Genomic DNA, 25,029 nt, shown 5'->3' with positions numbered 1-25,029 from the left:
GTCATAGTTGTAATTCTCTAATGTGATTAATCATTTTTTGGGTATCGGAATCCTGTCTTCCCAATACATCTATACATACAGAATCGAGATCGTTTAAAGTGGCTACCATTTTTAATTTAAGATCTTTGATTTCTTCGTTCGGAATTTGATGGTTTAAAAATGAAATCGTTTTTTCTGAGCCTATAATGGCGAGGGCATCCAGAATTTCCAATTGAAGTTCGATACTCTCCTGCTTAAATTGCAGTAATAAATCCTCTTCGGCTTCATACAGGTACAAGTCGCGAATGGCAATAATCACATCGGTTCTTAGATTTTTATTTTCGTGTTTGAGCAATTTGATAATGTCCTGCGATCTGTTCCTGTAATTATAAAATACCATAGTCATTACGGCTAATTTCAGAATAGTAGGATTATCAGATTCTATCCAGAGGTCGATATCGGGTGGAATTGGTATGTTTTGCGAATGCAACACATCCATTATTTTTATAGTAGTACTGATGGATACTTTTACCGGAATCTTATTAACGGCCTGCCAGTCTCCTTTGGTTAAAATCAGGTAAGCAATATTGGCGTTTGACCGGATAATTTTATTGGGATGGAACAAATATTTTTTGATTAGAGCAATTCCCGGTTTGTATCCCAAGGCTTGAAAATGATAAATGCCATCACATTTTTTATATTTTCTAAAATCCCGAAGTAAACTTGCCGAATAATGGTTTAAACCCAGTTGTTTGTAGATGATAAGAATGTTTTTGGCGGTTTTACCTTTTAAATTGCTTTTCATCCGAATCATATCGTCGATAAGCATCTCTTTACACCAGGTTTTATGGATGGGAATTTCAGATCTGAATTTGGCAATTTTGTATTTCAGAATGCTTTCCTCCGGTTTTGAGAGTGTAATCTCTGTAAGGAAAATTTCAGATTTTCTAACAATATGATGCCGGTAAGGAAGAGTGTATTGATAATGAATTCTTTTGAGTATTAATGCAAGTGCTAAAGCTAAACTTGTAAATACAAATAATGGGATGGCGTAGTGTTTTATATAACCTATAAAATGCTCCATAAATATTGCTTTATAGAGTGAAATTACGAAAAAAAACGCAATAAAACTAACGAAAAGCTACTTCTTGGAGGCTAAAATCCTTCAAAAACGCCCAATCCGAAAAGGGCAAAGTCATATTTTACCGGATCGTGAGGATCCATTTTTCTGAGTTTAAGATCGAGTTCTGTTAAGGCCTTTCCATCATTTTGTTTTCGGGTTAGGATCCCTAATTTTCGGGCCACATTACCGGAGTGTACATCAAGCGGACACGACAATAATGAAGGTGAAATGGTTTTCCAGATCCCTAAATCGACACCTTTGGTATCCTGGCGTACCATCCAGCGCAGGTACATGTTGATTCTTTTTGCTGCCGAATTGTTTAACGGATCCGAAATATGCTTTTGGGTTCGGGGCAAGTGATCAATTTCAAAGAATATTTTTTTGAACTCACTAATACTTTTCTGTAAACCGTCAGCTTCTTGATTTTTGGCAAAAACAGCTTCAAGACCCTTGTGATTTTTATAAATGTGCTGTAATCCTTTTATAAAACCGCTAAAGTCTTTTCCGTTAAAAGTACGGTGTACAAAGTTTTCGAGACGCTCCAGATCTTCATCAGTATGTGACATCACAAAATCGTAAGGAGTATTGCCCATTAATTCCATCATTTGATGCGAATTTTTGATAATCATCTTACGATTTCCCCACGCAATTGTAGCGCTCAAAAAACCGGCAATCTCAATGTCTTCTTTCTGAGAAAACAAATGTGGAATTTGCACAGGATCACTTTCGATAAAATCGAGATTGTTGTATTGGGTGACTTTTTCGTCAAGAAATTCTTTGAGTTCTTTTTGTGTCATAATGTAAAGGAAGGAGGTAACCGAATTGTTGAAGGTTTTTAATTGCTGATTAATCCGTCAACCATTATTAACTTTCTATCCGCCATATTGGCTAATTCTTCATTGTGAGTTACAATTACAAAAGTCTGTCCAAATTCATCACGAAGCTGAAAGAACAACTGATGTAAATTTTCGGCAGAATGGGTGTCCAGATTTCCGGAAGGTTCATCTGCAAAAATAACGTCGGGTTTGTTGATTAGTGCCCTTGCTACAGCAACTCTTTGCTGTTCTCCTCCTGAAAGTTCGTTAGGTTTATGATGAATTCTATGGGAAAGCCCTAAGTAATCTAAAAGTTTTTTGGCCTCGCTTTCTACTTCAGTATTTTTTTTTCCGGCAATAAAAGCAGGAATACACACATTTTCTAATGCTGTAAATTCCGGTAAAAGCTGATGAAACTGAAAAATAAATCCTAAATTTAGATTTCTGAATTTTGATAATGCTTTATCACTCAACTCTAAAATATTCTGACCGTTTATGGTTAAGGAAGTTTCGGTTTCTAATCCTGAAGGCTTGTCAAGTGTTCCCAGAATTTGCAATAGAGTTGTTTTTCCAGCACCGGATGCACCGACAATCGAAACAATTTCACCTTTTTTAATGTGTAGATCGACTCCTTTTAAAACTTCTAATTTGTCGTAGAACTTATGTATATTTTTTGCGTGGATCATTTTGAAACTGTTTCTACAAAGAAACAAAGATTCTTCCGATATCAAAATGCCATCTAACAGAATTTTAAGAACAAGTTTGAAATGACAGTGTCAATATCAATGTCAATATCAATGTCAATAGCAGTTTAAATGTAGGCCTTGATTTTAGAAGGGTGAAAAGGGGAGAGGGTGAAAAAACGGACTGTTGAATAAATCGGTCTGGTTTTTGACAGGAGATAGAGCACAGATACTTTTTTGGGTGAAGAAAAGTGTTGATCAGGTGGGAATTAAGAAATAAATTGCCATTAGAAAATAAGTTTTTTTTAAAGAATTCTTTTTAAATTCGAATATCTAAATACAATGAAAATGCAGGAAGCCAAAGTAATGAACGACGATAGAACAAAGAAACTCCTTTTGGGTTTGGCATTGGATGCAATTGGAATGCTGACTTACAGTATACCGGGCTTTGCTGAGCCTGCCGATTTGATTTGGGCACCAATAGCAGCTTTTATAATGACCAAAATGTATCAGGGAAGAGTAGGGAAAGTAGCGAGTGTTTTAACTTTTATAGAAGAAATACTTCCGGGAACCGATATTATCCCATCCTTTACCATAACCTGGATTTATACTTACTTTTTTTCAAAAAGGGAGTAAGGAGCAGTTCTGATAAATGATTAACCGCAAAGTTCGCAAAGTTTAATAATTAAGACTTTGTGAACTTTGCGGTTGTTTTTTATTGATTTGTTAAGGTTGAGGTTTTGAATCTTTGAACAAAAATCCCAGTCCCATATTTTTAAGCATTTTCTTTTCAAAATTCCAAAAGAAACGGAATTGCCCGAATATGGTACCAATACCAACCAGTAAAACCTGATAGATCGGGAAAATAATTAGCAGTCGAATTAGAGTAAACCAGCCTCCGAAATCCTCTTTGGTAATGCCCAGCAAGACACAAAAAGGTTTAGACAGCCATGCAGATGCCGATCCTGTGATGGCAAAAACAATTAGTATGATTATGGCTTGTACATTTGAGGTGATGCCCCAACGTTTTTTTAGTCTGTTCATTCTTTATTTATAACGATTACAAATATAAGAACATTATCTTATAGGAACATAGCCTGCGAGCTTTTGTTTGTAAGTATTTTGAAAATAAATCATATAGTTATAAATAAGGTAATTTACTTCGTAACCGTAATGAATCGTTGGCTGATAATCAATTCTCATTTCATATAAATTCGGACTGTAGCGCTGCGGCTGTAAAACACGATTGTTCCATTCGGTTACATACAGATTGTTTTTATTTTCGAGATAACTTAAAGAGTAATAATTTCGAGGAAGTGCTCTTGAAGCCAGCCACGTACTAAAGCCGTTATCGATAATGATCACTTCGTACTCTAAAGAATCGTTGGCAATTCGTACCGTATCGTTTACTACAGCAATAGACTTACTGCTGTTATTGGCAGCAACCGTATTTTTTGAAACTGTTGAACAGGCTATTATGGTAAACAGCAGACCTAATATAAAGAGGGATTTTTTCATAAATTTTGTTTCAGACTTAAATTTACGAATAAATGAGGAGAGGTCTGAGGTATTTAACAGTTTGTATAGAAAGGTTCTGAGGTACTAAGGTTCTGAGATGCTAAGGTTAAAAGGTTCAAAGTTACAAAGGTTCATAGGTTTAAAAGTTTTGTTGTAACTTAGTTCTATAAAAGAGAAAAGTCTGTTTGCATGACTGTAAACAGACTTTTTTATTGTTTTAGTTGAGACCTTTGGACCTTTGAGTCTTTGTCTCTGAAAAAGAAACTATTTTCCGAACAATTTTCCCAATAATCCTCCTAATCCTCCACTTTTAGTAAGACTAACGGCATCGGCTACATCTACTTTTCCATCATTGTTTTGGTCCAGACCGAATTGCATTCCGTATTTATTAATAGTTTCCATAATACCGGAAGCTTGTCCGCTATTTCCTGAAATGGAGCTTATAATATCTGAAATATTGAAACTACTGTCGTTGGGATCTTTTGCTTTGTTGACTAAAGAATTCAAAACCTGTGGAATCATACTTGAAGCGACACCGGCAGAATCAGTGCTGCTTAATCCGAATTTTTCACCAAGACTTCCGCTCAATTGTTGTGTTATTTGCTGTACAACGGGATTAGAACTGTCCAGTTTAGAAGTTCCGTTAAATAAGCCGGCCAATTGTTCTGTTCCTCCTTCTGAAGCAATTTTTTGCAATCCTGAAAATATCGAAGAACTAGTTTCCTGTATAACCGCTTCATTGTGTTCATTTGGGACAGCGGTGTTGTTTACAACCGCATCGCCTCCGTATTGTTGTACTAATTGTGTTAATTGTTCGAACATGATTTAAAGAATTTAGGTTAGAATTTAAACTCAAATTTAATCAAAAAAAGAAAGGGATTTATTAAACGATGTTAATAAATCCCTTCTAATTAATTTATTTTTAGTTTATTAGCTCAGTAAAGAAATAATTTGTGAAGCTAATTCTGTACCAATTCTGTCTTGTGCTTCTCCTGTGGCAGCCCCAATGTGAGGAGTCAATGAGATTTTAGTATGCATTAAAATAGCCATTTCCGGTTTTGGCTCACTTTCAAAAACGTCCAATCCTGCAAATGCAACTTTTCCTGAATCTAAAGCTTTTAATAAGGCTACTTCGTCGATAACACCACCGCGAGCACAGTTTACTATTCCAACACCATCTTTCATAATAGCCAGTTCTTTTTCGCCAATGATGTAACCGTCCTGAGCTGGAACGTGTAAGGTAATGAAATCAGCTTCTTTGAACAATGATTCTAAAGATTGAGAAACGATAGTTGTAGTGATCGACTGGCCGTCAAAAAACTCCACTTTAACGTCAACAGAAGGAATAAAGCTATCAGCAGCGATTACTCTCATTCCTAAACCTAAAGCCATTTTTGCAGTAGCCTGACCAATACGTCCAATACCAACAATACCCAGAGTTTTACCTCTTAGTTCAGTACCATTAGCATATGCTTTTTTCAAACCGTCAAAGTTTGAATCCCCTTCAAGAGGCATATTTCTGTTTGAATCATGTAAAAAACGAACACCTGAAAATAAGTGACCAAATACCAATTCGGCAACAGATTCTGAAGAAGAAGCCGGAGTATTAATGACATGAATTCCTTTGCTTTTTGCGTAATCAACATCGATGTTGTCCATACCAACGCCACCGCGACCAATAATTTTCAATCCCGGGCAGGCATCAATAATGTCTTTACGAACTTTAGTAGCGCTTCGTACTAATACAACATCTACATTATTTTCGTTTACAAAATTAGCTACTTGTTCCTGAGCTACTTTTGTTGTAATAACTTCAAAACCACCTTTTTCTAAAGCAAGAATTCCACTTTTTGAAATTCCGTCGTTTGCTAATACTTTCATCTTAGTTTATGTGTTTATTTGTTTATTTGTTTAATCGTACAGATTAGAAGATAAACATAATATTATAATTTTTTCTTTTTTGTTTAGGAGCTAATCCCGCTATCCGTTGTGATCTTTTTTGTTTTTAAAGAAAAAACAAAAAAGGATCTCCACTTCTATCGGGGCTAGGAATTCTGTGTTCAATTCCTGTTTTTGGCAAACTGCAAACTAAAAACTGCGACTGTAAACTAAATTTTAGTTTCCAAAGCTTTCATTACATCTACTAAAACCTGAACACTTTCGATAGACATTGCATTGTAGATTGAAGCTCTGTAACCACCAACTGAACGGTGACCCGGTAATCCTGAAATTCCGGCTTCTTTCCATAAAGCGTCAAAAGTAGCAGTATGATTAGCATTGTTTAATAAGAAAGTAACGTTCATTTTAGAACGGTCTTCAACTGCTGCTGTACCTTTAAACAATGGGTTTCTGTCAATTTCAGCATAAAGTAAGTCAGCTTTTGCATTGTTTAGTTTTTCAACTGCAGCAATTCCTCCTTTTTCTTTAATCCATTGTAAAGTTAGTAACGAAACATATACAGCAAAAACAGGAGGAGTGTTGTACATACTCTCTGCTTTAATATGTTTAGCGTAATCTAACATACTTGGAATTGTTCTTCCGTTTTTCCCGAGTATCTCTTCTTTAATCACAACTAAAGTAGTTCCGGCAGGTCCCATATTTTTTTGAGCACCGGCGTAGATGATGTCAAATTTAGAGAAATCCAATTCACGTGAAAAAATATCAGAACTCATGTCGCAAACCATAGGAACATTAGTTGCCGGGAATTCTTTCATTTGAGTTCCAAAAATGGTGTTGTTGCTGGTACAGTGAAAGTAATCAGCATCAGTTGGTATTTCGTATCCTTTCGGAATATGATTGTAATTAGCTTCTTTTGAGGAACCTACGATAACAGTTTCTCCAAAATACTTTGCTTCTTTTATAGCGGCAGTTGCCCACGTTCCGGAATCCAGATAAGCAGCTTTTCCGTTTTCTTTCATTAAATTATAAGGGGCCATCAAGAACGCTGTGCTTGCACCACCTTGCAAAAATAGAGCCTGATACCCTTTTCCCTGAAGTCCCAATAATTCTAAAGCAAGGGATCGAGCTTCCTCCATAACGGCAACGAAATCTTTACTTCGGTGCGAAATTTCAAGAATAGATAGTCCTGAATCATTAAAATCTAAAATGGCTTTTGATGCTTTCTCAAAAACTTCCTGAGGTAAAATACTAGGTCCTGCGCTGTAGTTGTGTTTTTTCATGGTTTTTGTTAATAGTCGAAAAATTTAAAAACGCAAATTTCGGCAATAGGAGCTGAAAAAGCGATAAATAATTCGAAATAATTGAACATATTTTTATTTTGTTGTTAACAAAAACGTTATAGTATCTACATTATCTGCATAATCCCACAAACGTGGTTTTTGGGTTTGTCCAAAAGAAATACTGTTTTGAGCTAAATCATTGCTAACGATGCACTGAATTTGTTCAGCATCAGCTTCTAAACGAGTCTGTAAGTCTTCGATATTTTCATAAGATTCGTAAAAGACACTCGAAATAGGAGAGGCATAACTTGGATCTTCTTTTAGAGTTAAAAAGCCATTGTCAAGCAGTTTAAAATTGCTCATCAAAAACACCGCTTTGTTGTAGTCGTAATTGTTAGCGTATTTTTCGTAATGAATAACGTCCTGATATTTGAAAATAGCCTGGAAAAAAGCATCAAAAGAATATCCTTTCGGAACAAAAAGTTTAGACACATTGCGGCATCCCAGTCCAAAATATCTGAAGATATCCTCGCCCAAAGCTTCTAATTCTTCGTGAGTTTCTTTTCCGTTTAAAATTGCAACCGAATTTCTGTTTTTACGAATGATAGACGGCTTATCTTTAAAGTAATATTCAAAATAACGTGCCGTATTGTTGCTTCCGGTTGCTATAACGATATCAAAATTTTCGAGTTTACCTTCTACGAAAGTGATCTTATCTTTCAGATTTTCATCGACAAAAATGAGGTATTTGGCTAAAAACGGCAATAAATGCTGATCGTTTGAAGAAGTTTTTATTAAGGCCTTATTTCCAGTGATTAGTACCGATAAAAAGTCATGAAATCCAACTAGCGGAATATTTCCGGCAAGGATTAGGGCAACAGTTTTTTCAGTTTTATCCGCTTTCTCAAATTCTGAGCTGTAATCTGAAAGCCATTTTTCAATGTTTTCTTCCGTTAAAGCTTCTGCCCATGAATGTATTGCAAAATGCACCTGTTCAGGAGTGTACCATCCATTGTGTGATTGAGAAAGAGCAATCAGTTTTATGAAATCATCAAAAAACAGGTCGTTACCTAAAACCGATTCATTTCGTGTGTTTTCTGCTTCAGAGAACTGACTTAAAAATCGACCTAGTGCTATAAAAGACTGTTTTTTTTCGTTTTGTAACATAAGTAATTTGTTTATGAAAGGTTTTGATTGTAATTTTGCACAAAAATAAGGATAAATAAGTCGAAAGTCAAAAGTCATCGAGTCAAAAGAGAAGGATGTCTTTTTTTTGGCTTTGCAACTTTGAGACTTTTAACTTTAAGACTAAGAAAACAATGGCAATAATTATTACTGACGAATGCATAAACTGTGGGGCTTGCGAACCGGAATGCCCAAATACAGCAATTTATGAAGGAGCTGATGATTGGAGATACAAAGACGGAACCAGTCTTTCCGGAAAGATAATTTTACCTGATGGAACTGAGGTTGATGCAGAAGATGCACAAACACCAATTTCTGATGAGGTGTATTATATCGTTCCCGGAAAATGTACCGAGTGTAAAGGCTTTCATGATGAACCTCAATGTGCTGCTGTATGTCCGGTTGATTGTTGTGTGCCGGATGATAACCACGTTGAAGACGAAGAAACCTTGTTGAACAGACAAGCGTTTTTACATGGTGAATAATGAAATAATGATGTATTAGATATAAACAAAAATCCTGAGTTAACGCTCAGGATTTTTTGTTTTTGTTCAGTCAGATAAAATCTTTTTTGATCTGTATGATTGTATAAAGTTTCTAATTGCTTAAAAATTAAATCCAAGTCTTGCATAGTAGTATGCTCCGCTGAATCCCATTTGAACAGCATCCCAGTAACCTCCTGCTTCAGTATTCCCTGTTTCGTCTTGTTTGGTTGGGTAAACATTGAATAAGTTGTTGCTTCCAATGCTTAATTTCAGGTTTTTAGTCAATTGATATCCAACAGTTAAGTCAGTGATCAGTCTTGGATTGTATACATCATTTTCATCAGTGTAATCTACTAAAACTACTTTGCTGAATCTGGTGAATGCAATACCGGCATCAAATTTATTTTTAGCATAGTTAAGGTTTAAACCAAATTTGTTGTCCGGAGCTGATGATAATAGGAATGCTTTTTCACGTTTCCCAAAGAAAGTACCCTCATCTAAAGTTCCGTTTTTTACATTGTCAATTTTCATGTCGTTGATGTTTCCAACCAAAGTTGCACTAAACAATGATTCTCCGAATTTTTTCTTCCAGGCCAAAACGATATCCAAACCGTGAGTACTGGTGTCTACACCATTCACAAAAAACTGTGCTTTATCAACACCAAGGTTTAAAGGTTTAGCATCAAAATATCCGGTAAGAACGATACGGTCTTTTACTTTGATGTAGTAACCGTCAACTGTTGCGGTGAAATCTCCAAATGTAGCCGTGAATCCCAGAGAGGCATTTACCGCTTTTTCTTCGTTTAGTTTCTGAATTCCAAAAGCCTTGGTAACCGGGCTGTTGTTTGGAGCAAGTAGAACTTCGGTAGCTCCTCCTGCATTAAAATTTGTAAAACGCAGGTTGTAATAAATTTGTGCCAGTGAAGGAGCACGGAAGCCTGTACTTACAGATCCCCTGAAGTTAATATGTTGTCCGGCTTTTACTCTTGCAGCTAATTTTCCGTTTAAAGTACTTCCAAAATCACTATAATTTTCAAAACGAACCGCACCGCTCAGTAAAAAAGACTCTGTGATGTCAAGTTCAGCATCGGTGTATAAAGATAAATTCGTACGGCTTTTGTCTACCGTATTTGAAGGGCTGTATCCTGGAAAACCTTGCGAACCTCCAGGTCTTGAAATTGTTGGAGACGAAGTTGGATCTGTAGGATCGTAATCGGGATTTGGAATAGTTGGTGCACTTTGGGTTGTAGGATCGGTTATTGGTCTTCCGTTAGTGTCGTAAGTCGCATAAGAACCTTCTTCTCCTGAGAAAATAGTGAATTTTTCTGTTCTGTATTCCGCTCCAAAAGCAAGGTTTAAACCGCTTAAGACCGAATCGTAGTTTTTAGAAAAATCAAAATTGGTTGTATTTTGAGTCAGACTGTGTCCTCCTGCATCAAATTCTGTTGGAGATTTTCCTTCTAAAGAAGCATTTATAGTTCCTTTGATGTAGTAATGAAAAAGGTTTTTACCATAAGTATTGCTTAAATCGATGTTCCATCCGCTGGCTGTTTTAGTTCTAAATCCTGCGGCTAGAGAATTGTCTATTATGTTAGAAGTAATTCTGGGAGTGTAGCCACCGGGATAAACAGATTCCACAACTCTTTCTCCTCCGTTTCTGGTAAATGCATAGGCATCTGTATCTCTGTAATTTCGGCCTCCAAAAGCATAAAACTGCGTTTTCTCAGATACCGGAAGTGATAAGTTTCCAAATAAGTTAAAACCCTGAATAGAAGCATCTCCAAAACCTTTTCTAAAATCATAAGCAGGTCTTAGCGTTTTGTTTTTGTTGATGTATTCTGTTGTAAAATTGGCTGAACCTCCTTTGTCACCAATCGCAACTCCATAGTTAGCGGCTACTTTTACAGATCCACCGTCAAAAGATTGGTTTTTACCATACGAATTTCCATTTCCGTTTTGGTCCAGTCTGAAGTTTTTGGTATTTGGAGTTCCATCCAGAAAATCACCTTTTGCATTGGTATTAAATGCTCCGTAGGTTACAGATCCCGTTAATTCGTCGACATTGTCATTTAGTACAATATTAATAACTCCGGCAATAGCGTCCGAACCGTATTGGGCAGCAGCGCCATCTCTCAGAATCTCAATTCTTTTGATTGCAGTAGCGGGTATGGCATTTAAATCAGTTCCCGTATTTCCACGTCCGCGGGTACCAAATAAATTGATTAAGGATGACTGATGTCTTCTTTTTCCATTAATCAAAACCAAAGTCTGATCCGGTCCCAGACCTCTCAGCGAAGCGGGATCAACGTGATCCGCACCATCAGATCCGGATTGTTTGTTGGCATTAAATGAAGGAGCAACATATTGTAACAATTGATTGATCTCTATTTTACCGCTTTGTGTCGTGACATCTTTTACACTAATAACATCAATCGGAACGGCCGAATTGACCACGGTTCTTTTGGTGTTTCTTGATCCTACGATTACAACATCATTTAGGACCTGACCTCCGTTTTCGTCTAAAGTAACGTCGGTTTTACTGTTTGAGGAGGATTTTTCTACATTGGTATAGCCAACATAGCTAAAAATTAAAATGGCACCTTCTTTTACTTTTATAAGGTAACCTCCTTCAAAATTGGTAGATACACCGTTTGTAGTTCCTTTTTCGAGGATATTAACTCCAGGCAGCGGATTACCTGATTTATCTCTTACAACTCCTGATATTTCTTTTTGGGCGAATAGAAATGCTGTGTTAAACAGTATTAGTAATAATGCAATCTTTTTCATAGTTGATTAAATTTGGTTTGGTTGTTCTTAGTTGGTATTCTATAAAAGTAATTATTTTTAACAAAAAATTAATAAGAAGTGTAATTTTTTTATTGTCCAATCCATAAAAAACATTAATCGTCATTTTTACTTCAATTGCGAGCTATTAAATCTTATATTTGCAAAATTTTAAAGCCAAAAAATAATATTTCGGCACAAATACAAAAGGAATACGAAAATTATAACCTGTTAAAAACGACTTTGGTATACTGAAAAACCGGTATAAAGAAAACTCGAAAGAAAAAGGTTTACATAAAAAACAAATAGAATCAACAGATGAAAGCAGGAATTGTAGGATTACCAAATGTTGGAAAATCAACATTATTTAATTGTTTGTCTAATGCAAAAGCGCAAAGTGCCAACTTTCCGTTTTGTACAATCGAACCAAATATTGGAGTTGTAAACGTTCCGGATCCAAGAATTAACAAACTGGAAGAATTAGTTAAACCAGAGCGTGTACAAATGGCAACGGTTGATATTGTCGATATCGCAGGTTTGGTAAAAGGTGCAAGTAAAGGAGAAGGTCTTGGAAACCAGTTTTTAGGAAACATTAGAGAGTGTAATGCTATTATTCACGTTTTACGTTGTTTTGATAACGATAACATCGTTCACGTTGACGGTAATGTAAATCCAATTCGTGATAAAGAAACGATTGATATCGAACTTCAGTTGAAAGATTTGGAAACAATCGAGAAACGTTTGGAGAAAGTAAAACGTGCCGCTAAAACCGGAAACAAAGAAGCTCAGACTGAAGAAGCTTTGTTGAACCGTATCAGAGAAGCGTTATTGCAGGCAAAATCAGCAAGAACCATTATTCCTCAAAGCAACGACGAAGAAGTTTTGATGGAAGGTTTTCAATTGATTACCGCTAAACCGGTATTGTACGTTTGTAATGTTGACGAAGGTTCAGCTGTAAACGGAAATAAATATGTAGATCAGGTTCGTGAATTGGTAAAAGACGAAGAAGCTGAAGTTATCATTCTTTCAGTAGGAGCAGAAGCGGATATTACAGAATTAGAAAGCTACGAAGAGCGTCAGGTTTTCCTTGAAGATATGGGATTGACTGAGCCGGGAGCTTCTGTACTAATTCGTGCAGCATACAAATTATTAAAACAACAAACTTATTTTACAGCCGGTGTAAAAGAAGTTCGTGCCTGGACCATTAATATTGGAGCTACAGCACCGCAAGCTGCCGGAGTTATTCATACTGATTTTGAAAAAGGATTCATTCGTGCCGAGGTAATTTCATACGAAGATTACGTTCAGTATGGTTCTGAGGCAAAAGCAAAAGAAGCAGGGAAGTTCAAAGTTGAAGGAAAAGAATATGTTGTAAAAGATGGTGATGTAATGCATTTCCGTTTCAACGTTTAATCTTTTTTTTAGAGAAGATAGAATAGAGAACAAAGAAGATAGACTAAAACTGCTGGAGAAATTCAGCAGTTTTTTTATGCACAAAAGTTATCATTGTCAGGCTGAGCGAAGTCGAAGCTTCGCATAGTTTGTCATTTCGAGGAACGAGACTCGAGAGATAGCAAATAGGCGAAGCAAATCACACCCGTATATTGACAAAGATTGACGGCATTTGGAATGGAGTTTCTAGTGTAATTTCTCGTTCCTCGAAATAAAAAAAATGAACTTAAAAATCCGTTTAAATCCGTGCTTTAGCATACGCGAATCTGTATAATCGGTGTGTAATTTGTAAGAAGCAAAAAAAATGGCTCAAAAATTGGTTACAAAAAAATCAACCAATTATCAATCTAAAAACAACCAATCAAAATGCTAAAAAAATCTTTCAAATTTCTAGGCTGGACACTTTTCGGAATCTTTACTTTCCTTGCTTTATATGTGACAGCTGTCTTATTGATTTCCAGAATTACAGTTAACTCCACTATTGACAAAATTGACGAACAAAACGCGATTCCGATTTATATTCTTTCCAACGGAGTGCACACAGATATAGTGGTTCCGATCGTTAGTGAAGTCAAAGATTGGAGAAAGGAAATTCAGTTTGATCAGACAGAGTCCAATGATACACTGGCAAAATTTGTAGCTTTTGGCTGGGGTGATAAAGGTTTTTATCTCGATACGCCTGAATGGTCAGATTTAAAAGCGAGTACGGCTTTAAAAGCGATTTTTGGAGTGAGTTCGTCAGCCATGCACACCACATTTTTTAAGCAATTACGCGAAGGCGAAGATTGCAAACGCATTCTGGTTTCTAAAGAAAACTATCAAAAATTAGTAAACTATATTTCAGAGAGTTTTAATAATCCAGAGAATCCTGAATGGATTGAAGGTCATAGTTATGGGAAAAAGGATGCTTTTTATGAGGCTAAAGGAAGTTATAGTCTTTTTTATACGTGTAACACCTGGGCAAACTGCGCGTTAAAAGCAGCGAATCAAAAAGCGAGTTTATGGACGATTTATGACAAAGGGATTTTTTACCATTATCAGTAAAAAGAAAAAGACGGCCTTAAGAGTGTTCAGTCGCTAGGGGACAAAAAGCTTTGGATGATTGTGGATGTTACGGATATTGAATCTTTACGAGATAATTTTTTTGAGGTTAGATGATGGTGTTATGTAGTTTAAGGAGACAATGACTTTGGTTGATTACAAGTGGCAATACCATTTAGGCGCAATAAAATATACTCCGCCAGGAGTAAAATATCGGTAGAAAGAATAAGCGCACCATTGAAAAAATGTCCCGTAGGGATTATATGTGTTTCCAGATGAGATTTTATAGGGAAAAAAATGGCATGGTAAAAATGTAAAAATTGTCTGTAATACAGGAATTTAATCTTTTAATTATTCTTTAAATTTGAAAGAATGATAAAAAACGAGTCCTGTGGAAAATCAAAATATTCTGTCGAAAACCTGGTATTTGTTACGAACCACTTTTTTAGAGTTCAACGACGATAATGCCATTAAGCTAAGCGCTGCTTTGTCGTATTATACCATATTTGCGTTACCGCCTTTATTGATCATTATTATAACCATCTGTGGTTTCTTTTTTGGGGAAGAGGCGGTAACCGGGGAGTTGTACGGACAAATCAACCGCTTAGTAGGCAACGATGCTGCAATTCAAATTCAGGACGCAATCAAAAATGTGCAATTGTCTGATAGTAATGTTTTTGTCACAATTTTTGGAGTTGTGATGCTTTTAATAGGAGCTTCGGGAGTTTTTGCCGAAATACAAAGTTCAATTAATTTTATCTGGGGGCTGCGCGCGAAACCGAACAAAGGGCTTAAAAAATTCATTCAGAATCGGATTATGTCTTTCTCTATGATTGTTTCTGTTGGATTTCTAATGCTCGTAAGTTTAATGTTAAATGCGGTTTTAGATGTCTTAAATGCGAGATTAAAACTATATTTAGCCGACAGTACAGTGTATTTGTTTTACGTCATAAATTTGATCATTGTTTTAGGTAGTATCACCTTGCTTTTTGCAATTATATTCCGAACTTTACCAGACGGCATTATAAAGTGGAGAGACGCTTTCATTGGCGCTGGATGTACCGCAATCCTTTTTATGATTGGTAAATTTGCGATTGGATTTTATTTAGGAAATTCAACAATTGCAAGTGTTTATGGTGCAGCAGGATCTGTAATAATCATTTTGGTCTGGGTGTATTATTCCGCAATTATTTTATATTTTGGAGCCGAGTTTACTAAAGTATATGCTAAAACGTACGGAGGGAAGATTGCTCCGAATGGCTATTCGGTCGAAATTAAAAAAGAGATATTTGAAGTTAAAGAACAAATAGAAATTTCATAAGTTTTGATGATTCAGAAATGTAGTTTATGGTTTTATGGAAATACTTAAAACAGGTGAAACGGGTAATAAAAAACAGCAAATTTTAAAATAAAGTATATGAAAATTGTAGCCTTTGGAGGAAGTAATAGTCAGCATTCGATAAACAAACAGCTGGCGACTTATGCGGCAAGTTTATTCGACAATGGAACGGTTGAGGTTTTAGATCTTAATGATTTTGCCATGCCTTTGTTTAGTGTCGATTTAGAAAAAGAAATTGGTCAGCATGAGCTGGCAAAAACATTTTTGCAAAAGATTGAAAATGCAGATCTGTTGGTAATTTCTTTGGCAGAAAACAACGGAAATTACTCTGCGGCTTTCAAGAATTTGTTTGATTGGAGTTCGAGGATCATGAAAGAAATTTTTCAGCAAAAACCAATGCTTTTAATGGCTACTTCGCCGGGAGCAAGAGGAGGAGCTTCGGTTTTGGAAATTGCCAATAACGCTTTACCAAGATATGGAGCACAGATTAAGGCTACTTTTTCATTGCCTGCATTTAACGCGAATTTTGATTTGGAGGAAAATAAAATTTCAAATGAAGAGTTAAATAAAGAATTAAAAGACATTATTAAGTCTAGTTTCTAATTTATGATTCCAAAAAAGATTGTCCTTACTGTTTTCTTACTGAGTTTTATCTTTCTGTTTCGTGTAAACGCGCAAAAGTACAATACGATTGATAATACGGTATTAAAGTATCCCGCTAATTTTAATTCAGTAGAAAGCCTGGCAGAAAGAATACAAAAAGATTTTACTTCAGATTATGATAAAGCGAGGGCTATTTACAGTTGGATTGCTTTAAACATAAAATACGATTACAAAGCCTATCTGAATCCGCCAAAACCGCTCAGATTTACCTATATTAATGAAGCGGACAAACAAGCAAAAATTGCAGTTTTAAAGGAAAAAACATGGCAGAACACTTTCGAATCCCGAAAAGCGGTTTGTGAAGGTTTTACACTTTTGTATCAGGAATTGGCCTCTTTAACGGGGTTGAAATGTGAGGTGATCCGAGGAGATTCTAAACGATCGTTGAGTGATATCGGACGTGAAAATTCGTTTTCCAATCATTCCTGGAATATGGTCCAGGTAGATGGAAAATGGATTTTGATTGATGTAACCTGGGGACAGGGATATTATGACAGTGGCAAAAAAGTGGCTGTGAATCATTTTTCACCTGTTTATTTTGACACTGATCCCAAGTACTTTTTTGCCAAGCATTTTCCGGATTCCGGAACTTATCTGGGAAAAAAATTAAACAAAGAGGATTTTCTGAACGGACCCTTGCTTTTTGATGCTGCAATTGAAGGCGATCATGAGATTTTGGCGCCGGCTTCAGGAATTATTAAGGCAAATGAAGGAGACAAAATCCGTTTTAAAATAAAGAATATTGCAAAGACAGATCTGTTTTATTATTTGAAAAATGGAAAACCTGTCAGAATTGAAGACTCTAAAGCAGTAAATGGAGCTTTAGAATTTGAGATAATTTATGATAAAAAAATAGGCACGTATATTACTTTTTTTCTTGATCGTGACGGTATAATGTCATTTAAGATACTTTCCAAGTAAAACGTAGCAGGATCTTTGCCTAAAGAGCTTCCTTCTTTGGTTAAATTGGCGTATCTTAGCCATTACAGTTATAAAATTAATTTAACTGCCGGATTATGGAGACAACTTATTTGAAATCAATTTTAGACAATGATTTCTATAAATTTACAATGCAGCATGCTGTGATCAAACTTTTTCCAAAGGCTCAGGTTCGTTACGGCTTTATCAACAGAGGAAATCATTTTTTTCCACCTGGATTTGGAGATTTACTTCGAAAATCGGTTGATGCAATGGCAGACCTGCGATTGACAAAAGAAGAAAAACAATATTTGTGGCATCATTGTTCCTATCTGGATCCCACTTATTTTGATTTTTTGCAAGGCTACAACTTTGACCCGTCCGAGGTTCAGATTACGCAGACAGGTTCAGAGTTAAAAGTAACTGTTGAGGGGTATTGGTATCGTACCATTTTATGGGAAGTGCCCCTGATGGGCTTGATTTCTGAGCTGTTTTATAAGACTGGTCAATCCATTCGACTGGACGATGAAGCTTTAAAAAGAGTAACCAAAGACAAGATTGACAATTATAATAAAATAGGAGTTTCGATTTTAGAGTTTGGAACCCGACGACGTCATTCGTACGATGTACATGCGCTGGTGAATGAGACACTTCGAAAATTTGGTTCGAATAGTTTTATAGGAACCAGTAATGTTCATTTTGCTATGACTAACAATATGCGGCCATTGGGTACTCATGCCCACGAATGGTTTATGTTTCATGCTGCCCAATACGGTTTTAAAATGGCTAATATGATGGGCTTGGGACATTGGACACAGGTGTACGATGGCGACCTCGGAATTGCCCTGACGGATACCTATACTACAGCAGTATTTTTTGAACAATTTGATAAAAAGTACTCGAAACTTTTTGACGGAGTACGTCACGATAGTGGAGATCCTATTGAATTTGCAGAAAAAGTAATTTCACATTATACCCAAATGGGAATTGATCCGAAATCGAAAGTGATCGTTTTTTCGGATTCGTTGAATTACGACAAGGTGAAAAGAATAGCAGATTTTTGTAAAGATAAAATCAAAATGTCATTTGGTGTCGGAACCAATTTTACCAACGATGCCGGTTTGCCTTCGATGAATATGGTGATAAAACTGACAGAAGTAAAATTGAATAATGACCAGTGGCAAGGTGTTGTAAAACTTTCTGACGAAAAAAATAAAAATACCGGAACGCCCGAAATGATTGCTTTAGCAAAAGAAGTACTGGGAATCAAATAGTATTTTTTACCCAAAAGCTGATTTTTTATATTTTTGGTTTGCGGATTATTTTAAAATCAATGTAAATAGGGTTTAAAGCTGTTATTATTCGTAACAAAAATAAAATACGCTTTCATTTTTTGACTATAAATGGTACATTAGCCAAAAATCCAATTCACTTTATGCTAGAGCAAAATCAATATACCGAAGATAACATTCGATCACTCGATTGGAAAGAACATATCCGTATGCGTCCCGGAATGTATATCGGGAAATTGGGAGACGGATCTTCGCCTGATGATGGTATTTATATTCTTCTAAAAGAGGTACTGGACAACTGTATTGATGAGTTTGTAATGGGCTCAGGAAAAACTATTGAAGTGGCTATCAAAGATAAAACGGTTTCGGTTCGTGATTACGGACGTGGAATTCCGTTAGGGAAAGTAGTAGATGTCGTTTCAAAAATGAATACGGGAGGAAAGTACGATTCAAAAGCTTTCCAGAAATCGGTTGGTTTGAATGGTGTCGGAACAAAAGCGGTGAATGCATTGTCGAACTATTTTCGAGTAGAATCAGTTCGTGATGATAAACAAAAAGCAGCAGAGTTTTCCGCAGGAAATCTGGTTCTTGAAGAAGATGTGATTGATACTACCAAGCGAAAAGGAACAAAAGTAACTTTTACGCCGGATGAATCGATTTTTAAAAATTATAAATTCCGTTTAGAATATGTAATCAAAATGGTCAAGAACTATTGTTATCTGAACAATGGTTTGACAATTATTTTCAACGGAGAAAAATATTATTCGGAGAACGGACTTCGTGACTTGCTGGAAGAAACCATCAGCGAAGAAGATTTAGAATACCCTATTATCCATTTAAAAGAGCATGATATTGAAGTGGCGTTAACGCACAGTAAAACGCAATACAGTGAAGAATATCACTCTTTTGTCAACGGACAAAATACCACACAGGGAGGAACGCACTTAGCAGCTTACAGAGAAGCAATTGTAAAAACCATTCGTGAGTTTTACAATAAAAACTTTGAAGCATCTGACGTTCGTAAATCGATTGTGAGTGCGATTAGTATTAAGGTTATGGAGCCGGTTTTTGAGTCTCAGACTAAAACCAAATTAGGTTCTACTGATATGGGTTCTGATGACGGGACACCTCCGGTTTCGGTTCGTACCTTTGTGAACGATTTTATCAAAACCAAGTTAGACAATTACCTGCATAAAAATCCAACGACCGCAGAAGCCTTATTGCGAAAAATTTTGCAGGCCGAACGCGAGCGTAAAGAATTGTCCGGAATTAGAAAGCTGGCTACAGATCGTGCTAAAAAGGCCAATCTTCACAATAAGAAATTAAGAGATTGCCGTGCGCATCTTCCGGATACAAAGAATCCAAGAAACCTGGAGAGTACCCTTTTCATTACCGAGGGAGATTCGGCTTCCGGATCGATCACCAAATCACGTGATGTGAATACACAGGCGGTTTTCAGTTTACGTGGTAAGCCTTTGAATTCTTATGGAATGAGTAAGAAAATTGTTTATGAAAATGAAGAATTTAACTTATTGCAGGCAGCGCTTGATATTGAAGACGGACTGGAAAAATTGCGTTACAACAATATCGTAATCGCAACCGATGCCGATGTCGACGGTATGCACATTCGTTTGCTGTTGATTACATTTTTCCTTCAGTTTTTCCCTGAGTTAATCAAAGAAGGCCATTTGTACATTTTGCAGACACCGCTTTTCAGGGTTCGTAATAAAAAAGAAACCATCTATTGTTATTCTGAAGAAGAACGAAAAGACGCGATCGAAAAACTAAAACCAAAACCGGAAATCACCCGATTTAAAGGTTTAGGAGAGATTTCTCCGGATGAGTTTAAAAATTTCATCGGAGACACCATTCGCCTTGACCCAATTATGATGGATAAAAATACTTCAATCGAGCAATTATTATCTTTTTACATGGGTAAAAACACTCCGGACAGGCAAGAGTTTATTATCAAGAATTTGAAAGTGGAATTAGATGCAGTTGAAGAAGAAGTTTAAGATTTAAATAAAAGATACTATTGTCAGACGGTCTTCAAAATAAAGTCATTTTTCAGCAAGTTGCCGAGTTATTGCAAAATGCGCGACAACAGGTTTTACGCACCGTAAATTCTACCATGACCATTACCTATTTTGAAATTGGAAGAATAATTGTTGAAGAAGAACAAAATGGAAAAGACAGAGCCGAGTACGGAAAACAGCTTTTAAAAGGCCTTTCTAAACAATTGACAGAGGAATTTGGTAAGGGTTTTTCGGTTGATAATTTGCAAAACATGAGGAAGCTGTATCTCACTTATTCCATTTCCGAGACAGTGTCTCGGATTTCTGAAGCTGATCAAAAATACGAGACAGTGTCTAGTATTTCTAAAGATCAAAATAAAGTTGAATTACAAAAAACAGCTTTTAATTTTGTTTTGACATGGTCTCATTATATATTTTTAATAAATATCGACGATCCAAAAGAAAGGAAATTTTATGAAATTGAGGCAATTAAGTACCAATGGAGTCTTAGGGAATTAAAACGGCAATATGATACGGCACTTTATACGAGATTAGCTTTAAGCCGTGATAAAGAAGGAATTTTAAAACTTTCAGAACAAGGTCAGATTATTGAAAAGCCCAAAGATATTATTAAAGATCCTTACATATTGGAGTTTTTGGGATTGCCTGAACTTAATCAATATTCAGAATCACAACTGGAAGAAGAGATTATCAATAAATTAGAGCATTTTTTATTGGAATTGGGACATGGTTTTACTTTTGTTGCCAGACAAGATAGAATCACTTTTGATGATAAACATTTCAGAATTGATTTAGTTTTTTATAATCGAATATTAAGATGTTTTGTCCTTATTGATTTAAAAATAGGAGAGCTTAAACATCAGGATTTAGGGCAAATGCAAATGTATGTTAATTACTATGACAGAGAAATGCGTTTGGAAGACGAGAATAAAACTATTGGAATTGTACTTTGCCAGAATAAAAGCGAAGCTGTAGTAAAATATACCTTGCCCGAGAACAATGAGCAAATTTTTGCCAGTAAATACAAAACAGTATTGCCAAGTGTTGAGGTTTTAAAGGAACTTCTTGAAAGCAAATAAATTTGACAAATGAGGAAAATATTTTTATTGATAGCTGTTTTCGCTTTAGTTTCGTGTCAGAATAAAAAAGCAAAGGTTTTGCAAGAAAACGAAGGAATTACAATGGTTAAATCAGAAAGTAAAATAATTAAGAAAAGAGATTTTCCGATAAAGAACTTTTCAAAAATTGAGTTAGTTTCTTATTATAACAGAATTTATTGGGATACATTAAACTATAAAGGCAAATTCCCTTCCTCAAAAGTATTAGTTGATAATTACAGATTAACTTTTGATAGTACGATGATAGAGGAAAGAGTGATTTTGAATAAAAGTCAGGAGAAGGAACTTTTAAATTTAATGGTTTGTGATACCTGTGTTCCCCAAGAGGTTTCGGCAGCTTGTTATAATCCAAGGCATATGATTTTATTCAGAGATAATAAAAATAGAATTATTGGTTATAATGAGTTTTGTTTAAGTTGTGTTGGAGGCAGAACATCACCTAATCTGGATAATTTTCAAAAATACTGTTATTCAGATATGGAAACATTGTTTAGGAAGTTTGGAATTAAACTTTTTGTAGACTATGATGATGAAAAGAAAGAATACAAGATTTTAGAAAAAAAAGGATATTTAAAATATTGATATTAAATAGAAGTACTGAAATAAATTCAGCATAAAAATGAAAGACGAAGAAGACGATAACATCATTCCGGGCGACGACGAGAATAATTCAGAAGAAAACCTGGATAACATTCAGGAAGGAGATGACGATGAAATTATCGATGTAGATGCCAAACATTTTGAAGGAGCGCATTTTTACGAAAATCAGGAACAGGAAGGTGAAGACGTAATTACGAAAGTTACCGGAATGTACAAAGACTGGTTTTTAGACTATGCTTCGTACGTAATTCTGGAACGTGCAGTTCCTGCTATCGAGGACGGATTTAAACCCGTTCAGCGTCGTATTATGCACTCTTTGAAAGAGCTGGATGATGGTCGTTATAACAAAGTTGCCAATGTTGTTGGTCACACCATGCAGTATCACCCACACGGAGATGCAAGTATTGGCGATGCTATGGTACAAATTGGACAAAAAGATTTATTGATCGACTGTCAGGGTAACTGGGGTAATATTTTAACAGGTGACGGGGCAGCAGCTTCGCGTTACATTGAGGCACGTTTGTCTAAATTTGCTTTAGAGGTTTTGTATTCTCCAAAAATTACCGATTGGGGTGTTTCCTACGATGGTCGTCGTGCAGAACCGAACAATCTTCCGGTAAAATTCCCGTTGCTTTTGGCGCAGGGAGCAGAAGGGATTGCAGTAGGACTTTCGACAAAAGTTTTACCTCACAACTTCAACGAATTAATTGATGCTTCGATTAAAATCTTAAAAGGAAGAGCTTTTACGCTGTATCCTGATTTTATGACGCAGGGTATTGCCGATGTGTCTAATTATAACGACGGACTTCGTGGCGGACGTGTGCGTGTGCGTGCTAAAATTGCTCAGTTGGATAAAAATACACTGGTAATCACACAAATTCCGTTTTCGACCAATACCTCGAGTTTAATTGACAGTATTTTGAAAGCCAACGAAAAAGGTAAAATCAAAATCAAGAAAATTGAAGACAATACCGCGGCCGATGTTGAGATTTTAATTCATCTTTTCCCGGGAGTTTCTCCGGATAAAACCATAGACGCGCTGTTTGCTTTTACAGCTTGTGAAACTTCTGTGGCACCTTTAGGTTGTGTGATTGAAGACAATAAGCCGTTGTTTATCGGAGTTTCTGAGATGTTGAAAATATCGACTCACAGAACCGTTGATTTACTTCGTCAGGAGCTGGAAATTCAGTTAGAGGAATTAAAAAATAAATGGCACTTCTCGACTTTAGAAAAAATCTTCATTCGAGAAGAAATGTACATTGACTTCAAATTGTATTCAGATAGAGAGTCACTTTACAAATATTTATACGACCGTTTTGAGCCGTTCAAAAAATCATTCGTCAGAGAGATCAACGATGAAGATTTACAACGTTTGACTCAAATACCGATGATTCGTATTACCCGTTTTGACTCTGACAAAGCCGATGATTTTATCGCGAAGTTAGAAGATGAAATGAAGGAGGTAGAGTATAATCTGGAGAATTTAACGGATTTTGCTATTGCCTACTTCACTAAATTAAAAGAGAAATACGGAAAAGGCCGTGAGCGTCAGACCGAACTTCGTGTTTTTGATAATGTCGAAGCTACAAAAGTGGTCTTGCGTAACACAAAACTTTTTGTAAACAGAGAAGAAGGTTTCGTAGGAACCAGTTTAAAGAAAGACGAATATGTAGCCGATTGTTCGGATATCGATGATGTAATTGTGTTCCTGCGTGATGGTACAATGATGATTTCAAAAGTAGATGCCAAAACATTTATAGGAAAAGATATTATACACGTCGCTGTTTTTGATAAGAGCGATAAGCGCACGATTTACAACATGATGTATCGTGATGGTAAATCCGGACCTTCTTATATTAAACGTTTTAATGTTACCGGAGTTACACGTGATAAAGCGTATGATCTGACTAACGGAACAAATGGTTCACAGGTGGTTTATTTTTCGCATAATCCGAATGGAGAAGCAGAGGTTGTTACTATTTTACTGCGTCAAATAGGAACCATTAAAAAACTGAAATTTGATATTGATTTTGCTAAACTGGCCATCAAAGGACGTGGATCAAAAGGAAATTTGGTTACCAAATATCCAATCAAGAAAATAGAATTAAAAGAAAAAGGAATTTCGACTTTACTGCCAAGAAAAGTCTGGTTTGATGATACCGTTAAACGTTTAAATGTTGATGCCAGAGGAGAATTGCTGGGAGAGTTTAAACCAAGCGATAAAATTCTGATCATAAGTCAGGCCGGTAAGTTGAAAGTGATTATTCCGGAATTGTCGACTCATTTTGAGGAAGATATGATTGTTTTGGAAAAATGGAAACCTAAAAAACCAATTTCGGCAATCTATTACGATGGAGAAAAAGAACGTTATTTCTTAAAACGTTTCCTTGTGGAAAATGAGGGTAAAGAAGAAAGTTTTATTACAGATCACCCGAACTCGCAATTAGAAATTGTATCAACAGATTACCGTCCGCTAGCCCAATTGGTTTTTGCAAAAGTAAAAGGAGTTCAGAAAGAAGATTTACATATTGATGTTGAAGATTTTATTGCTGTAAAAGGCTTTAAAGCACTCGGAAATCAACTGACGAGTGATAAGCTAAAACAAGTAAACCTCTTAGAACCGCTGCCTTATGAAGAACCGGTTGAAGAAGTTCCGGAGAGGGTAATCGCAGACGATGATGACGCCGTTGAAACAGAATTAGATGATGATGGTCAGATAGGTCTGGTTCTCGAATAATACAAAGTAAAAAAGAGGAAGTTTCAAAATTTTGGAACTTCCTCTTTCTTTTCTAGTTCCCAAACGGGAGCTTCAAAATAAC

Annotated in this window: 22 protein-coding genes; 12 read left to right on the top strand and 10 right to left on the bottom strand. The window is 36.0% G+C overall.

The window, feature by feature from the left end; all coding sequences use genetic code 11:
• Position 1: 1 nt before the first annotated feature.
• From C245_RS0120125 to C245_RS0120115, 3 genes are all read right to left on the bottom strand, one after another.
• Complete coding sequence (locus C245_RS0120125; RefSeq protein ID WP_017498421.1) at positions 2-1,063, bottom strand: HEAT repeat domain-containing protein; 1,062 nt, start codon at positions 1,061-1,063, stop codon at positions 2-4.
• 71 nt (positions 1,064-1,134) lie between these two features.
• Positions 1,135-1,899 carry a TIGR02757 family protein gene (locus tag C245_RS0120120; RefSeq protein ID WP_017498420.1) on the bottom strand — a complete coding sequence of 255 codons (765 nt, stop codon included), beginning with the start codon at positions 1,897-1,899 and terminating at the stop codon, positions 1,135-1,137.
• A 38-nt stretch (positions 1,900-1,937) separates the two neighbouring features.
• The gene (locus C245_RS0120115) at positions 1,938-2,603 is read right to left on the bottom strand and encodes an ABC transporter ATP-binding protein (protein WP_017498419.1); all 666 of its coding nucleotides are present in this window, start codon (positions 2,601-2,603) and stop codon (positions 1,938-1,940) included.
• Between the two features lie 339 nt (positions 2,604-2,942).
• Between C245_RS0120115 and C245_RS0120110 the strand changes: the two genes are divergently transcribed.
• A complete protein-coding gene (locus tag C245_RS0120110; RefSeq protein ID WP_017498418.1) occupies positions 2,943-3,236 on the top strand; it encodes a hypothetical protein in 294 nt (97 codons plus the stop codon).
• 90 nt (positions 3,237-3,326) lie between these two features.
• Here the strand turns inward: C245_RS0120110 and C245_RS0120105 are convergent, their stop codons facing one another.
• The 6 genes from C245_RS0120105 to C245_RS0120080 form a co-directional block, all read right to left on the bottom strand.
• Positions 3,327-3,644: a DUF6787 family protein gene (locus C245_RS0120105; RefSeq protein ID WP_017498417.1), complete on the bottom strand. Its 318-nt coding sequence runs from the start codon at positions 3,642-3,644 to the stop codon at positions 3,327-3,329.
• A gap of 33 nt (positions 3,645-3,677) precedes the next feature.
• Positions 3,678-4,118, bottom strand: a complete 441-nt coding sequence (locus C245_RS0120100) for a DUF6146 family protein (RefSeq protein ID WP_017498416.1) — start codon at positions 4,116-4,118, stop codon at positions 3,678-3,680.
• A 264-nt stretch (positions 4,119-4,382) separates the two neighbouring features.
• Positions 4,383-4,940: a hypothetical protein gene (locus C245_RS0120095; RefSeq protein WP_017498415.1), complete on the bottom strand. Its 558-nt coding sequence runs from the start codon at positions 4,938-4,940 to the stop codon at positions 4,383-4,385.
• 108 nt (positions 4,941-5,048) lie between these two features.
• The gene (locus tag C245_RS0120090) at positions 5,049-5,999 is read right to left on the bottom strand and encodes a D-2-hydroxyacid dehydrogenase (protein WP_017498414.1); all 951 of its coding nucleotides are present in this window, start codon (positions 5,997-5,999) and stop codon (positions 5,049-5,051) included.
• A 227-nt stretch (positions 6,000-6,226) separates the two neighbouring features.
• The gene (gene serC, locus C245_RS0120085; protein ID WP_017498413.1) at positions 6,227-7,297 is read right to left on the bottom strand and encodes a 3-phosphoserine/phosphohydroxythreonine transaminase; all 1,071 of its coding nucleotides are present in this window, start codon (positions 7,295-7,297) and stop codon (positions 6,227-6,229) included.
• A 93-nt stretch (positions 7,298-7,390) separates the two neighbouring features.
• Positions 7,391-8,464 (bottom strand): acyl-CoA reductase, encoded by a 1,074-nt coding sequence (locus tag C245_RS0120080; RefSeq protein WP_026110185.1) that lies wholly within the window; start codon positions 8,462-8,464, stop codon positions 7,391-7,393.
• A gap of 152 nt (positions 8,465-8,616) precedes the next feature.
• Here C245_RS0120080 and C245_RS0120075 point away from each other — a divergent pair, with 152 nt between their 5' ends.
• Positions 8,617-8,967: a 4Fe-4S dicluster domain-containing protein gene (locus C245_RS0120075; protein ID WP_017498411.1), complete on the top strand. Its 351-nt coding sequence runs from the start codon at positions 8,617-8,619 to the stop codon at positions 8,965-8,967.
• Positions 8,968-9,087: 120 nt separating this feature from the next.
• Here C245_RS0120075 and C245_RS0120070 read toward each other — a convergent pair whose 3' ends face one another.
• Complete coding sequence (locus tag C245_RS0120070) at positions 9,088-11,754, bottom strand: TonB-dependent receptor (protein WP_017498410.1); 2,667 nt, start codon at positions 11,752-11,754, stop codon at positions 9,088-9,090.
• Between the two features lie 315 nt (positions 11,755-12,069).
• Between C245_RS0120070 and ychF the strand changes: the two genes are divergently transcribed.
• The 10 genes from ychF (at position 12,070) to C245_RS0120015 (ending at position 24,947) form a co-directional block, all read left to right on the top strand.
• Positions 12,070-13,164, top strand: coding sequence for a redox-regulated ATPase YchF (gene ychF / locus C245_RS0120060; protein WP_017498408.1), 1,095 nt, complete (start codon positions 12,070-12,072; stop codon positions 13,162-13,164).
• A 405-nt stretch (positions 13,165-13,569) separates the two neighbouring features.
• Entirely contained in the window at positions 13,570-14,247 is a 678-nt protein-coding gene (locus C245_RS0120055; RefSeq protein WP_017498407.1) for a TIGR02117 family protein, read from the top strand.
• Positions 14,248-14,635: 388 nt separating this feature from the next.
• Positions 14,636-15,565, top strand: coding sequence for a YihY/virulence factor BrkB family protein (locus C245_RS0120050; protein WP_017498406.1), 930 nt, complete (start codon positions 14,636-14,638; stop codon positions 15,563-15,565).
• Positions 15,566-15,661: 96 nt separating this feature from the next.
• Entirely contained in the window at positions 15,662-16,186 is a 525-nt protein-coding gene (locus C245_RS0120045; protein WP_017498405.1) for an NADPH-dependent FMN reductase, read from the top strand.
• Positions 16,187-16,189: 3 nt separating this feature from the next.
• Positions 16,190-17,167, top strand: a complete 978-nt coding sequence (locus tag C245_RS0120040; protein ID WP_017498404.1) for a transglutaminase domain-containing protein — start codon at positions 16,190-16,192, stop codon at positions 17,165-17,167.
• A gap of 95 nt (positions 17,168-17,262) precedes the next feature.
• Positions 17,263-18,438 carry a nicotinate phosphoribosyltransferase gene (gene pncB / locus C245_RS0120035; protein WP_017498403.1) on the top strand — a complete coding sequence of 392 codons (1,176 nt, stop codon included), beginning with the start codon at positions 17,263-17,265 and terminating at the stop codon, positions 18,436-18,438.
• 161 nt (positions 18,439-18,599) lie between these two features.
• Positions 18,600-20,471, top strand: a complete 1,872-nt coding sequence (locus C245_RS0120030; RefSeq protein WP_026110184.1) for a DNA topoisomerase IV subunit B — start codon at positions 18,600-18,602, stop codon at positions 20,469-20,471.
• A gap of 20 nt (positions 20,472-20,491) precedes the next feature.
• The gene (locus tag C245_RS0120025; RefSeq protein ID WP_017498401.1) at positions 20,492-21,571 is read left to right on the top strand and encodes a YhcG family protein; all 1,080 of its coding nucleotides are present in this window, start codon (positions 20,492-20,494) and stop codon (positions 21,569-21,571) included.
• A 9-nt stretch (positions 21,572-21,580) separates the two neighbouring features.
• Positions 21,581-22,192, top strand: coding sequence for a hypothetical protein (locus C245_RS0120020; protein ID WP_017498400.1), 612 nt, complete (start codon positions 21,581-21,583; stop codon positions 22,190-22,192).
• A gap of 37 nt (positions 22,193-22,229) precedes the next feature.
• Complete coding sequence (locus C245_RS0120015) at positions 22,230-24,947, top strand: DNA gyrase/topoisomerase IV subunit A (protein WP_017498399.1); 2,718 nt, start codon at positions 22,230-22,232, stop codon at positions 24,945-24,947.
• The last annotated feature ends 82 nt before the right edge of the window (positions 24,948-25,029 follow it).

Source organism: Flavobacterium sp. WG21 (assembly GCF_000335775.1).
Taxonomy (GTDB): Bacteria; Bacteroidota; Bacteroidia; order Flavobacteriales; family Flavobacteriaceae; genus Flavobacterium; species Flavobacterium tructae.
Note: the sequence above shows the minus strand (reverse complement) of the source record. Positions and strands in the feature narration are given on the sequence as shown.